The 12264-nt window shown below is 70.5% G+C and carries 13 protein-coding genes; 7 read left to right on the top strand and 6 right to left on the bottom strand.

What is annotated here, in order from left to right:
• The first annotated feature begins 310 nt into the window (after positions 1–310).
• From OG410_RS18225 to OG410_RS18215, 3 genes are all read left to right on the top strand, one after another.
• Positions 311–2224 (top strand): outer membrane protein assembly factor BamB family protein, encoded by a 1914-nt coding sequence (locus OG410_RS18225; RefSeq protein ID WP_329300145.1) that lies wholly within the window; start codon positions 311–313, stop codon positions 2222–2224.
• 78 nt (positions 2225–2302) lie between these two features.
• Positions 2303–4261, top strand: a complete 1959-nt coding sequence (locus OG410_RS18220; protein ID WP_329300144.1) for an outer membrane protein assembly factor BamB family protein — start codon at positions 2303–2305, stop codon at positions 4259–4261.
• Positions 4262–4561: 300 nt separating this feature from the next.
• The gene (locus OG410_RS18215; RefSeq protein WP_329300143.1) at positions 4562–5269 is read left to right on the top strand and encodes a helix-turn-helix transcriptional regulator; all 708 of its coding nucleotides are present in this window, start codon (positions 4562–4564) and stop codon (positions 5267–5269) included.
• A gap of 72 nt (positions 5270–5341) precedes the next feature.
• On the opposite strand, the gene OG410_RS18210 is transcribed toward OG410_RS18215, so the two are convergent.
• Complete coding sequence (locus OG410_RS18210) at positions 5342–6238, bottom strand: NAD(P)-dependent oxidoreductase (protein WP_329300142.1); 897 nt, start codon at positions 6236–6238, stop codon at positions 5342–5344.
• Positions 6239–6508: 270 nt separating this feature from the next.
• A complete protein-coding gene (locus OG410_RS18205; protein ID WP_329300141.1) occupies positions 6509–7336 on the bottom strand; it encodes a DUF2182 domain-containing protein in 828 nt (275 codons plus the stop codon).
• A gap of 206 nt (positions 7337–7542) precedes the next feature.
• Between OG410_RS18205 and OG410_RS18200 the strand changes: the two genes are divergently transcribed.
• On the top strand, positions 7543–8196 hold the full coding sequence (locus OG410_RS18200; protein WP_329300140.1) for a DUF1326 domain-containing protein: 654 nt from the start codon (positions 7543–7545) through the stop codon (positions 8194–8196).
• Positions 8197–8300: 104 nt separating this feature from the next.
• On the opposite strand, the gene OG410_RS18195 is transcribed toward OG410_RS18200, so the two are convergent.
• From OG410_RS18195 to OG410_RS18185, 3 genes are all read right to left on the bottom strand, one after another.
• Positions 8301–9584: a M48 family metallopeptidase gene (locus OG410_RS18195; RefSeq protein ID WP_329300139.1), complete on the bottom strand. Its 1284-nt coding sequence runs from the start codon at positions 9582–9584 to the stop codon at positions 8301–8303.
• 78 nt (positions 9585–9662) lie between these two features.
• Positions 9663–9866, bottom strand: coding sequence for a DUF397 domain-containing protein (locus OG410_RS18190; RefSeq protein WP_329300138.1), 204 nt, complete (start codon positions 9864–9866; stop codon positions 9663–9665).
• Between the two features lie 8 nt (positions 9867–9874).
• Positions 9875–10723: a helix-turn-helix domain-containing protein gene (locus tag OG410_RS18185; RefSeq protein WP_329300137.1), complete on the bottom strand. Its 849-nt coding sequence runs from the start codon at positions 10721–10723 to the stop codon at positions 9875–9877.
• A 236-nt stretch (positions 10724–10959) separates the two neighbouring features.
• Here OG410_RS18185 and OG410_RS18180 point away from each other — a divergent pair, with 236 nt between their 5' ends.
• Genes OG410_RS18180 through OG410_RS18170 form a run of 3 tightly spaced genes read left to right on the top strand, consistent with a single transcriptional unit; the run spans position 10960 to position 11885 of the window.
• The gene (locus tag OG410_RS18180; protein ID WP_329300136.1) at positions 10960–11361 is read left to right on the top strand and encodes an ATP-binding protein; all 402 of its coding nucleotides are present in this window, start codon (positions 10960–10962) and stop codon (positions 11359–11361) included.
• A gap of 33 nt (positions 11362–11394) precedes the next feature.
• Positions 11395–11652 carry a hypothetical protein gene (locus OG410_RS18175; protein WP_329300135.1) on the top strand — a complete coding sequence of 86 codons (258 nt, stop codon included), beginning with the start codon at positions 11395–11397 and terminating at the stop codon, positions 11650–11652.
• Positions 11652–11885: a hypothetical protein gene (locus OG410_RS18170; RefSeq protein ID WP_329300134.1), complete on the top strand. Its 234-nt coding sequence runs from the start codon at positions 11652–11654 to the stop codon at positions 11883–11885. Before OG410_RS18175 ends, OG410_RS18170 begins: the two co-directional genes overlap by 1 nt.
• A gap of 63 nt (positions 11886–11948) precedes the next feature.
• On the opposite strand, the gene OG410_RS18165 is transcribed toward OG410_RS18170, so the two are convergent.
• On the bottom strand, positions 11949–12260 hold the full coding sequence (locus tag OG410_RS18165; protein WP_329300133.1) for a hypothetical protein: 312 nt from the start codon (positions 12258–12260) through the stop codon (positions 11949–11951).
• Positions 12261–12264: the final 4 nt, after the last annotated feature.

The raw sequence follows: 12264 nt of genomic DNA, 5'->3' as shown, positions 1-12264 counted from the left end.
GCGCGCGCGGCTTGCTCGGAGGGCGCGCAAGTGCCGCCCGGCGCCCCCGAGTTGCCGATGGCGCCCCCGTCGCGGCGGTCCGGGGGTGGTGAACTCACCCTGGTCGCTCGGCGTGAAAAGCACGTGAAGGCGCGTAACGGCGGCATCACAGCCCGGTCCTCCCTTGGGAACAGGGCGCGCACCGGCCCCCTGCCCGCGCCCCCCAGAGTGATAGAAAGAGCGGTCTGAGAACAGTCTGAGATCCACCGTGCGAGGCGCGAACCCGGCGCCGCCGGTGAGGGGTCACATCAGTGAAGAGGGGGACGCGCTGATGAGTCAGCCGCCGAGTCAGCCGCCGCAGGGCGGTTTCGGAGTACCGCAGGACCAGCCGCCGACAGGTGGTGCCGACGCCTCGCCGGACCCGCGGTCGCAGGGTGGTTTCGGCGCACCGCAGGGGGCACCCCAGGGTGCGCCGCAGGGCACTCCGCAGGACCCGCGTTCGCAGGGCACGCCCCCGAACACGCCCCCGCCGCCCCACGGCACGCCCCCTCCTCCCGCGCAGCCGCCCCAGGCGCCCGCGCCCCAGAACATCCCGCCCGCCGGGCCCCCGCAGCCCGGCTACGGATACCCGCAGCAGCCCGGCCCCTACGCCCAGCCGGGCCCGTACGGACAGCCGCAGCAGCCGGGTCCCTACGGCGGGCCCGGACCCTACGGATACGGGCAGCAGCCGGGGTACGGGTACCCGCCTCAGGCGCCGTACCCGGGCGCGCCCGGCATCCCGCAGCCCGGCGGTCCCGGCGGTGGCTCGAAGAACCCGTTCAAGGGGAAGCCCGCGCTCGTCATCGCCGCCGCGGTGGCGGGTCTGCTCGTCGTCGGCGGCACCGTATGGGCCGTCACCGGCGGTGGTGACGACAAGAAGCCCGTCGCGGAGCACAGCGCGAGCGGCAGCCCGTCCGCATCGGCGTCCGCGTCCGACGATCCGGCCAACCCCGGCGACGGCAGCGGTGACGGCGGCGAGGAGGACGGCGACCTGAACGCCGGCCGCAAGGCGGGCGAGGCGAAGGTCCTCTGGTACAAGTCGGCACCCGACGCGCCCGGTTCGGGCGCCGACGCCTCCGGCATGTGGATCACCGGCAAGACGGCGGTGAAGTCGGCGTACAAGCAGCTCTTCGCGTTCAACGTCGGGGACGGCAAGCCGACTTGGCCCGCGCTGACCTTCCCGCAGAAGATCTGCTCGGTCACCCCGCAGAAGACCGCCGACGACAAGGTCGTCATCGCCTACATGAGCAGCGCCGCCAGCAGCGCCAAGTGCAACCAGCTCCAGCAGGTCGACCTGAACACCGGCGCCAAGGGCTGGAGCGGGAAGGTCGCGGACGGCGACCTGTTCGACAGCACGCTCTCGGTCGAACTGTCCGTCACCGGGAACACGTTGACGGTCGGGCGCTCGATGTCGGGCACGGCCTACGACGTCACCAGCGGCAAGAAGCTGTGGGACAAGAAGAAGTACGGCTCCGGCTGCTACCCGGCGGGATTCGCGGGCGGCCCCAAGCTGCTGGCCGTCTCGTCCTGCGGGGCCGGCAGCAGCACCGAGCACGACGAGGTGCAGGAACTGGACCCGGCCACCGGCAAGGTCCGATGGACGAAGAAGTTCCCCAAGGGCTGGCGGGTCGGGCGCGCCTATTCCGTGGACCCGGTCGTGCTCTACCTGACCAACGACGCGAAGAAGACGGTGAACATCACCGTGCTGACGGGCAACGGTGACGAGCGCTCGCAGCTCAAGAGCGACGACGGCCTCGCGCCCGAATGCGGCTTCGCGATCCTCGACCGCGACCTGACGGGCTGCTTCGGTGCCGTCGCCGACGCCGACACGCTCTATCTGCCGACCGAGGCGAAGAGCGGCCCCAACGAGATCGTCGCGTTCAGCCTCGCGACCGGCAAGGAGAAGTGGCGCGTCAAGTCCCCGACGGACGCGACGATGATGCCGATGAAGACGGACGGCACCGGGCTCATCGCCTATGTCGAGGCGTCCTACGACGGCGGCGGCCGCGTCGTGTCGATCCCGACGGGCGGCACCGTCCACACGCCCACGAAACTGCTCCAGAACCCGCAGGGCACCGCGGACATCGAGTCCGGCTTCTACTCGAAGGCCGTCGACTACGTGGACGGACGCTTCTACATCTCCACGACCCGGCTGACGGGCAATGACGAGGCGAAGGAGAAGCTGATGCTGGCCTTCGGCAAGTGATCACGCCCCTGCCCGTTCCGTCGCGCCCGTACGCGCGCACAGGCCCGCCGTCCCGACGCATTCCGAGGTAATCACGTCATGAGCCAGCCGCCCCCGCCGCCGAACGAACCCCCGAAGGGTTTCGGCGCACCGCAGGAACCCGCTCCGGGCACTCCGCAGAGTCCGAGCGGCGGAGACCCCGAGCCCGGCGGTCCCGGCGCTCCACAGGACGCGCCCCCGCAGGGTTTCGGCGCCCCGCAGGATCCGCCGGCGCAGGGTTTCGGCGTCCCGCAGGACCCGCCCGCGCAGGGCTTCGGTGCTCCGCAGGACCCGCCCGCGGGCGGATTCGGCCCGCCGACCCCGCCCCCGCCGCCCCCCGCCGGCCCGGGCTACGGCTATCCCCAGACGCCCCCGCCCGCCGCTCCGCAGCAGCCGTACGGCTATCCGCAGACGCCGCCCCCGGGCCAGCCGGGCTACGGCTACCCGGGCCAGCCGCAGGCCCCGTACGGCGCTCCCGGCCAGCCGCAGGCTCCGTACGGCTACGGCTACCCGCAGCCGCCGACCATGCCGATGCAGCCGCAGGCCCAGCAGGCAGGCGGCGGGCGCAGGATCAACAGCCAGCTGCTCATCATCGTGGCGGCCGTGGTGGCCGTCGCGCTGATCGTCGGCGGCGGTTTCCTGTACTCGCAGCGCTCCGGCAAGGACGACCCGCACAACACCGGGGCGACGAGCGGCACCACCGGCGGCAAGGGCGACGACAAGGGCGGCGACGACAAGGGCGGCAACGGCGGGGAGAAGGTGCCGGCGAACACCAACTCCGCGCTGCTGTTCCAGCTCCCCGCGCCGGCCGTGCCCAAGGGCATCACGAGCGTGCAGACGGCCGGCTCCTGGCTCACCGACAAGGTGTACGCCAAGACCGGCAACGCCGAGATCAACGGCTACGACCCGGACACCGGCGCCAAGACCTGGACGCTCAAGCTTCCCGGCCCGGTGTGTCAGGCCAGCCGGCACACCACGGACGCCAACCGCTCGGCGATCATCTACGAGCCGGCCATGCCCACCAAGACGCAGCCCTCGCACGGATGCACCCAGCTCGCCGCCGTCGACCTCGACGCGGGCGCGAAACTCTGGACCCGGACGATCAAGTCCGGTGACCAGTCGATCAACCTCGACAACGTGACGATCAGCGGGAACACGGTCGCCGCGGGCAGCACGGGCGGCGGCGGAGCGTTCGACATCTCCACCGGCAAGGTTCTGTGGGCGCCGAAGACGGGCGACAGCTGCTACGACTCCGGCTACGGCGGCGGCGAGAAGCTGGTCGCGGTCCGCAAGTGCGGCGAGTACGGCAGTACGCGCCAGCTGCACATCCAGACCATCGACCCGAAGTCCGGGAAGGTGATCTCCGAGTACAAGATGTCGCCCGGTATCGACTACGCCAGCGTCGTCTCCACCGACCCGCTGGTCGTGGCGGCCGACGTCGGCGACACCGCCGGTGACGGCAGCGGCATCTCGGACTTCTTCTCCATCGACAACAAGACCGGCAAGCTGCGGGCGAAGATCTCGGCACCCGGCGAGACGTACGCGGCCAAGTGCGACGGCATCACCCGGATCGAGTTCTGCAAGTCGCTCGCCGTCGGCAACGACAAGCTGTACGTCCCGACGGAGGAGCACGAGGGCGCCGGCGACTACAGCCGGACCAACGAGATCGTCGCGTTCGACCTGGCCACCGGTAAGCAGACGGGCCAGCGCGCCGACGCGGGCGACGGCTACAGCATCACCCCGCTGCGCATGGACGGCACCAGCCTCATCGCGTACAAGCGGCCGCCGTACGACAAGGGCGGGCAGATCGTCTCCATCGACGGAACCTCCTTCAAGGAGACGAAGCTGATGGAGAACCCGGCCACCCAGTCGACGCGCGACGCGGAGGCGAGCATGCTCCCGGACTACGCCGAGATCCTCTACGGCGACGGACGGCTGTACATGTCCCAGACCTACGCGTCCAAGCCGACCTCCGCGACGGACAAGGCGTACCTGACGATCGCCTTCGGAACGAAGTAACCGTCACCTTTCGGGTGAAGCAAAGTGATCATCTTCGAAAGAATGCGGTGATCGTTTCTCCGGATTGATTTGTCCGGGCCGAAACACCGTGTACGGCCCCGTCCCTGTTCAGGGGCGGGGCCGTACGCGTACTCCGCATCACTTCCTATTGGGTGGGATTTCGATATTCCGGGGCACTTCTCTCCAGTAGGGGAAGCGCGACGTCGAACAAGCGTGTAGCTTCCGGGGGATGGAGAGCCGGGGGGCTCCTAATCCACGGGGAACCAGTGGGGATGCTTGGGGGGACTGGGGGGTTGCCTGATGGGAGTCCGGCTCATGGTGGTCGATGACCACCGACTGCTCGCCGAGGCGTTGGCCTCGGCACTGAAGCTGCGCGGGCACCGGGTGCTCGCCGCGGCGGCGCCCGCCGCGGGGGCGGCGGAGCTGGTGATCACACGGGCGCCCGAGGTGTGCCTGATGGGCACGGCGACGCCCGCCGAGCCGGGGATCTTCGACCCGGTGGTGCGGATCAAACGGGAGCGCCCGCAGGTGGCGGTCCTGGTGCTCGGACCGGTGCCGAACCCGCGGGGGATCGCCGCCGCGTTCGCCGCCGGCGCCTCCGGCTACGTACGCCATGACGAGCGCATCGAGGGTGTCGAGCGCGCGATCATGAAGGCGAGGGCGGGCGAGGCGGCCGTGGCCCCGCAACTGCTCCAGGGCGCGTTCAGCGAACTGCTCAACCCCGCCGCCCAGCCCGACGACGAGGGCCAGCGGCTGCTCCAGATGCTCACGCCCCGCGAGGTGGAGGTCCTGGTACGGGTCGCCGACGGCGAGGACACCCGGCTCATCGCGGCCGGTATGGGCATCGCCCCGTCCACGGCCCGCACCCATGTCCAGCGGGTCCTGATGAAACTGGGCGTGGGCTCGCGCCTCGAAGCGGCGGCGCTCGCGGCCCGCACGGGCCTGCTGGACCGGGCGGGCCCGATCCCGGCCCAGACACAGCACGGGAACACGGACAACGCCCGCTGAGGCGGACGGGGTCCACGCGTCTACGGGTCTACGGGGCGACGGGTCTACGAGGAGGCTGACGGGGCGACGGGTCTACGAGGAGGGGGGCTTCCCCTCCTCGAAGCTCGCGAAGTACGCGGCGGCCATGTCCTCGTCCCCGTGGCCGAGGGCGCCGGCGCGGCCGAACCGCTCGGCTGCGGCCTCGGCCACGTCCAGCCGCACGCCGTGCCGCTGCCCCGCCCGCACGATCAGGCGGGCGTCCTTCTCGGCGGTCGTGACGGCGAAGCTGGCCGGGGACAGCCGGTCCTCCAGGACGAGGGAGGCCTTGGCGCGCAGATAGCCCATATCGAGCGGGCCGTCCGCGATGAGGCCGAAGAAGTCCTCCGGGTCCACGCCGAGGCCCTTGGCCAGGGCGAGCACTTCCCCGGTCGCGGCCGTGGCGGCGAGGACCCAGCTGTTGGCGACGAGCTTGAGCCGGGTGGCGCTGCCCGCCGAGCCGTCCTCGCCGGTCCACACGGTACGGGCGCCGACGGCGTCGAAGACGGGGATCACGGTGTCGCGGGCGGCGCTCGGACCGGCGGCGAGCACGGTGAGCTGCCCGGCCTCGGCGGGCGCGCGGGTTCCGAGGACGGGCGCGTCGAAGAACACGAGCCCGTGCGCGCCGGCGAACTCGGCGAGCTCGCCGAGTGCCTCGGTCCCGGCGGTCGTGGACTGCACCCACACGGCCCCCGCGTGCAGCCCGGGTGCCGCCCGGCGCATGACGTCGAGGGCGGCCGGGCCGTCGTGGAGCATGGTCAGGACGACATCAGCGCCCCGTACGGCCTCCTCCGGGGTGTCCGCGACGTGCGCGCCGTCGGCGGCCAGCGGCTCGGCCTTGGCGCGGCTGCGGTTCCAGACGCGGACGCCGAGCCTGGCCCGGGCGAGGTTACGGGCCATGGCGGCCCCCATGATCCCGGTGCCGAGGACACTGACGGTGAGTTTGTCGGTCATACAGCTCAGCCTTCCCCGTCGCCCGCACTTCTCTCGCGAAGTGAAGGCGGGGGAGGCCCGGGAGAAGGCGCTCGGCGACACCCCTAGGACCTGTCCGGCCGATCAGGTCACAGGAGGGCGACGGTGCCGTATCAGCACCGGTGAGCGGGGTCTGGTGCGTGCAACTGCAAGGCGGAGGAGGGCGTCGACGCGGAGCGTCGGCAACCGACGACAACGCTGCAGGTGTGCGTGCCAGACCCCGCGTCTGCGGCATGATCGGCCGGACAGGTCCTAGGGGCGGAGCATCTCCGTCATGGGCGACTCCGGCGGGATCAGGCCCGGCAGCAGCCGGGGCTGGAAGAGGCTCAGTACCGCGAGTACGAGGAAGGCGGCGCCGACGACCTGAGCGAAGACGGGGCCCAGCCGCCAGAGCTTCTCCACGAAGATCACCACGGCCACGGCGGCCATCGCCAGGACGTTCATGACGCCCAGCGGGACGAGCACGACCATCAGCCCCCAGCAGCAGCCCACGCAGTACGCCCCGTGGTGCGCCCCGACCCGGAGATCGCGGGCCCGGGGCCGGAAGCCCGCGTAGCGCACGAGCTGGCCCATCGGGCTCCGGCAGTGCCGCAGGCAGAGGTCCTTCCACGGGCCGAACTGGTACAGCCCGGCGACCAGAAAGGCCCCGGCGCCGATCCAGCGCCCGGCGCCCGGGTGCTCGTCCACCAGGGCCCCGGTCCAGGCGAGGAGCCCGTAGGCGAACAGGCCGAAGGCCGTCCAGGCCAGCAGGTACCCGCCGACGAACTGGGCGGTACGAGCCACCCGCACGACTCTCGTGGGCGACTGGCGCCCGATGGAACGCGCCCAGGTGAGGGCCACCGGGGCCACCGACGGGAACATCATGGCGATCATCATGACCAGCCACAGCAGCAGGAACAGCGGGACGCCCATACCCATGGTTCCCGGCTCGACCCCCATGTCACGGGCCTGGTCGACCACCAGCACCCAGGCGAGGAGGGCGAGCGCCGCCATCACGGACCAGGCGAACGCGAGCTGCCCGGCCGACAGCAGATTTGCCGGACGCAGAGGGGGTGACAGGGCCTTCCGGTCGAGGCGCACACCTCCAGCACATCACGGCGGGCCTGCGCGTGCGCGCGGGAACGGGTGTACGCGGGAACACCTCATCCGGGTGACCCCTGCGGTGGGACAATGAGATGGATACCCGTACGAACCGTACGACCCGGGCGTGGGCCGACGATGGCTCCCGGGGGCTCTGCCGTCCTCCCGAGACCGACGTCCCGGCACGGTCACGAGGAGGCAGGGAGATGTCCGAGACGACGGCGACCGTTCCCCGGTGGCACGCGGCGGGCGACTGGTTCGACACCTGCAAGTGCAACGTGCCCTGCCCCTGCTCGTTCGCACAGCTGCCCACCCACGGCGACTGCGACGGCATCCTGGCCTGGCACATCCGCGAGGGCCGCTACGGTGACGTACGGCTGGACGGCCTGAACGTACTGATGGTGGCCTCGTTCGTCGGCAACATCTGGGCCGAGCACACGGACGCGTACGCCGCGGTCTTCGTCGACGAGCGCGCCGACGATTCCCAGCGCGAGGCGCTTCAGATGATCTTCGGTGGGCAGGCGGGCAGCTGGCCCGCCGAGATGGTGAGCATGATGGGCGCCGAGATGCGCGGCATGGAGTTCGCCCCCATCGAGATCGAGGTCGCCGACGACCTCGCGAGCTGGCGGGCCGTGGTACCGGACCGGGTCGAGGCGAGCGCGGTCGCGCTCACGGGACCCACGACCCCGGAGGGCGCGCGCGTCCAGTCGACCAACCTGCCGGGTGCGGAGACCGGACCGGGCCAGGTCGCGACCTGGGGCCGCTCGACGGCGGACCGTGCCGATGCCCACGGCTTCCTCTGGAGCCGCGAAGGCCGGTCCAGCAAGCACATCACCTTCGACTGGACCGGGCCCGGCTAGCCAGGTCGTCTCGTTCGGATACGCCGCGAGGCGCGGTGCCCGAGGACACCTCCCAGCGGTAGCTGGGAAGCGTCGCGGGTCAGGCAAGATCCGGAGGAGACGGCCTAGTAGCCGTCGCGGAGGATCTGGCGGGCCACCTTCGTGCGCGCGGTGGACAGTTCCTCGGTGATCCGCCGCTCCCGGTCGTCGTCGGCCACGACGGCAGGGGGCGCGGCTTCTCCGATCAGCAGGCAGGCGTGACGCAGATGGGTCGGTGGATGGGTCGCGTCGACGCTGTGGCCCCGCAGGGCACCGGCCCGTCGCAGCCGCTCGCGCTCGTGCTCCGGAACGGACGCCAGGTCCGCGGCGAGAAGCTCCCACAGTCCGTCCGTCCGGTCAGCGGCCTGCCGTCGGCCGCGCGGGCCGTTCAGCGCGGCGCGGTTGACCTCGCGCCGCAGCGTCACGGCGGCCGAGTCCGCGATCAGCAGATGGTCCATGAGTTCCAGTGCGGCCCGCGTGGACCCCGTCCGGGCGGCCACACGGTCGGCGAGGTACTCGGCCCGCTGAGAGGCACGCAGGGTCAGCCCGTCCAGGACCGTCAGCACGCCGCGGACGAGGAGACGGGGCACGACGTAGAGCAGGTTGAGGATCAGTGTGAGCGCGCCGGTGTCGTCGAGGGGATCACGGTCGACCGGTTCGAAGTAGTAGTGCCAGGTGATCAGCGAGCGGTAGGCGGTCCCGACGACCAGGCCGTGGCGGGTGTCCCCGTTGACGTAGTGGCCCATCTCATGGCCCAGCAGGGCGATCCGCTGCTGCGGTGTGAGGACTTCCCACAGGGGCAGTCCCAGCGTGAGGAGCCGGCGCCCGCGTATGCCGTAGCTCCGCACACTCGCGTTGATCTCGGCGTCGACGACGATCGCGTCGACGCCGCGGGTGCCGGCCACGCGGGCGACCTCGTCGGTGAGCGCGAAGAGTTCGGGTGCGTCGGCACGGCGCAGGACGGGCTCGTCCTCCGGCAGCCGGTGCAGCCGGGGCCGCAGTGACCATCCCAGGGCGAGGAGGAAGGCGCCCGGGATCATCCCCATCCCGCCCCATCCCCGGACGAGGAACCAGATCCCGCCCGCGGTCAGGGCCACGGTCATGGCGTGGACGACGAGAGCGACCGCGACGGCGAGCACTGTCGAGGAGTCCCACCGGGCATGCAGGGTCCCGCCGGTGCCCAGCTCGGCGAGCAGCCGCTCACCGTGCCGCCGGGCCTGGGCCCGCTGGGCCTTGGCCAGCCGTCCCTGCTTCTCCTCCGGCCGTTCCGGATCGACGTTCCAGTCACAGGCGGCGCACCACGTGGTGAACCGTCCGTCCCCGCGGATCTCGGCCCCGCATTGCGGGCATGGCTGAACTGTTTCCGTCACGGCGGTGTGCATCGCTGACTCTCCCCTGCCCCACGGCCCCTCCCCAGAGGCCGTCCGTACACGTCAGCGCGCAGTTGATCACACGGGGGTGCCCTGGTGGAACCCGGTCTTTATCCGGAGCAGCAAGTGGGCGACGGCACCGGCGGTGGTCGAGAGACGGAGGGCGGGGGTGTCGCTCTCACGGAGGTGCACGGAGCCGGGGGTGGTGGCGAGCTCGACGCAGTTGTTGCCGTCGCCGCTTCCGGAGAAGGACGACTTCTGCCAGCTGTCGGGAGTGGTCACGGCAGGCCTCATAGTTCCTTCGCCAGCTGGTGGATGAAGTCGCGCGAACGAACGGGTTCGAGCGATACAGCCTCCACCATATGGAAGAGCGTTCGAAAGGTGCCCAGTTGGGGCGCGGAGTCGATGAAACCCACTCCGTGAGGTGCGTCGCGTACCGCGGTGTCCAGCTTGGGCACGGCACCGCCCACGTACATCATCGCGTTCGTGGCTCCGGCGAAGCTGTCGAGGTCGAAGGGGATGACGCGCACCGTGACGTGGTCCGCTTCGGAGAGCTCCAGAATGCGTGTGAGCTGAGTCCGGGCGGCGGCCCGATCGCCGACTCTGATGCGCAGGGCCGCCTCGTGGATCACGGCCTTGAAGGGGACAGCGGATTCAGTGACGACCGCCTTGCGTTCCATTCGATGGCGGACCCGCAACTCCAGCTCGTTGTCCGGCAGTCGGGGTACCCGGTACGAGAAGACGGCGCGCGCGTAGTCCTCCGTCTGGAAGAGGCCGGGGACGTGCAGGAACTCCACATCGAGCCGGTAGGTGGCGTGGTGCTCCAGCTCGGCCAGGTCCAGGAACGGCGCGGGCAGCAGCCCTCGGTACTCCTCCCACCAGCCACGCGTCCGGTCGGTCGCCATCGCGACCAGGGCCTCGATCAACTCCTCGTCCGTACAGGAGTAGTGAGCGGCGAGACTGCGCACCCGCTCTTCGCTCACGCCCGCGATGCCGGACTCCATCTGGCTGATCTGGGCGGAGTCGGATCCGACCAGCGCGGCAGCCTCACGTGCCTTGAGTCCTGCGGTCTCACGCAGTTTCCGCAGCTCGATGCCCAGGCGCTCCTGGCGTGCGGTTGGCTGCCGTCTGCGCGGCATGGCTTCCTCCCTCGCCCCAACTGCCTAGGGGCCGTGACCCCTTCGAGGGGAAGATTACGGCAGTGGCTTGCGCGGGCCCAAATTTTACCCATACCGTCGGTGACGCGACGCACACGCTGCGGAACCTCGGGGACCCGGAAGCGCACCACTCCGTCCTGCCACGGCGGCTGTGACACTGCCACCGCCCGCGCCCTCAGCGAACTCTCGGCTCCCCACACCTGAAGCGGAGTTCACGCATGCCCACATCCGAACCCTGGACCTACACCCTGCACATCCCGCAGGACGACCGGGCGGTGACCGTCTGCCGTCGTACCGTCCGCCTGATCCTTACCCTGCACGGGCTGATCCGCCTCGTGGACGTCGCCGAGCTGATGGCGGCGGAGCTGGTCTCCAACGCCGTACGGCATACGAAGGGGCCCGCTGCCCTGCGGCTGCACCGGCGGGACGGGGTGCTGCGGATCGGCGCCTGGGACGCGAGCCCGCTGCCGCCGCCGTACGACCTGTCGGTCACCGCCGACGCGGAGGCGGGCCGGGGTCTTGCCCTCGTGCGGGCCTGCGCCGACGACTGGGGCTGGCATCCGCTGCGTCAGGGCGGCGACACCGGCAAGTACGTGTGGTGTGACCTCGCTGCCGCCTAGCTCGTTGATCACGTCGGATCGAAGGGAGGTCGGATGGTCAGCTCGTCGCATGAGGCGATGCATCACTTCGGCCAGAAGGACACGGCCGTGCTGATCCGCAACTTCCAGAGGCTGTTCCATGTGCAGTTTCCGGAACCGTGCGGCTTCACGGTAGTCAACACGGACTTGACCGAGATCGAGCCGGTCGAGCGGCGGGTGGACAGCCTGGTCCGGGTGCACACCGAGAGCGGGGACTTCCTGCTGGTGCTGGAGTCGGAGGGCAAGAAGGACGAGAGATTTGGAGGGACCTGATGGCTCCGGTGAACTACTTCTTCCAGAATCCGGTCGCGGATCAGCTGAGGGACGAAGGGCGTATCGAGGATCGCATCGAGATGATCCTGAGGATCCTGGAGTTGCGCGGTATCCAGGTATCCGACTCCGCCCGGCTTCGCGTACAGGCGTGTTCCGACCTGGAGCAACTCAAGGTGTGGTCGGAGCGGGCCGTGCACGTGACCGACCCGGCCGACCTGTTCACCTCCGAGTAGCCCGAAGCCCGAGTAGCCGCCAAGGGCCGGAGTCCCCAGGAACCCCGGCCCACTGCACGGGTGTTACTCGGTCGGCGGAGACTGTTCCTCGGTCGGTGGCTCCGTCACGGGCAGGGGTCGCAGCCACAGCCAGGCCAGGAAGAACAGGCCGAGGGCGAGCATGCCCAGGCCGGTCCAGAGGTTGATGTTGATGCCGTCGGCCTTGTCGAGGTCGGCGTCGGAGGCCGTGATGCCGGCGATGGTGACGATGACGCCGTAGATCACGAACAGGCCGCCGATGATGCGACGGATGTCGAACAGGCGAGCGGCGGTCGCGGACTTCTTCTCGAGGTCCGAGACCTCGCGCTGCGCGTCGCTTTCCGAATAGTCGGACATGGTT

The organism is Streptomyces sp. NBC_00659 (assembly GCF_036226925.1).
Classification (GTDB): Bacteria; Actinomycetota; Actinomycetes; order Streptomycetales; family Streptomycetaceae; genus Streptomyces.
Note: the sequence above shows the minus strand (reverse complement) of the source record. Positions and strands in the feature narration are given on the sequence as shown.

Coding starts and splice junctions, on each gene's coding strand:
- OG410_RS18225 (WP_329300145.1), top strand. CDS start 311: ATGAGTCAGCCGCCGAGTCAGCCGCCGCAGGGCGGTTTCGGAGTACCG.
- OG410_RS18170 (WP_329300134.1), top strand. CDS start 11,652: ATGGCTCCGGTGAACTACTTCTTCCAGAATCCGGTCGCGGATCAGCTG.
- OG410_RS18210 (WP_329300142.1), bottom strand. CDS start 6,238: ATGACCGACAAACTCACCGTCAGTGTCCTCGGCACCGGGATCATGGGG.
- OG410_RS18165 (WP_329300133.1), bottom strand. CDS start 12,260: ATGTCCGACTATTCGGAAAGCGACGCGCAGCGCGAGGTCTCGGACCTC.
- OG410_RS18200 (WP_329300140.1), top strand. CDS start 7,543: ATGTCCGAGACGACGGCGACCGTTCCCCGGTGGCACGCGGCGGGCGAC.
- OG410_RS18215 (WP_329300143.1), top strand. CDS start 4,562: ATGGGAGTCCGGCTCATGGTGGTCGATGACCACCGACTGCTCGCCGAG.
- OG410_RS18220 (WP_329300144.1), top strand. CDS start 2,303: ATGAGCCAGCCGCCCCCGCCGCCGAACGAACCCCCGAAGGGTTTCGGC.
- OG410_RS18175 (WP_329300135.1), top strand. CDS start 11,395: ATGGTCAGCTCGTCGCATGAGGCGATGCATCACTTCGGCCAGAAGGAC.
- OG410_RS18185 (WP_329300137.1), bottom strand. CDS start 10,723: ATGCCGCGCAGACGGCAGCCAACCGCACGCCAGGAGCGCCTGGGCATC.
- OG410_RS18180 (WP_329300136.1), top strand. CDS start 10,960: ATGCCCACATCCGAACCCTGGACCTACACCCTGCACATCCCGCAGGAC.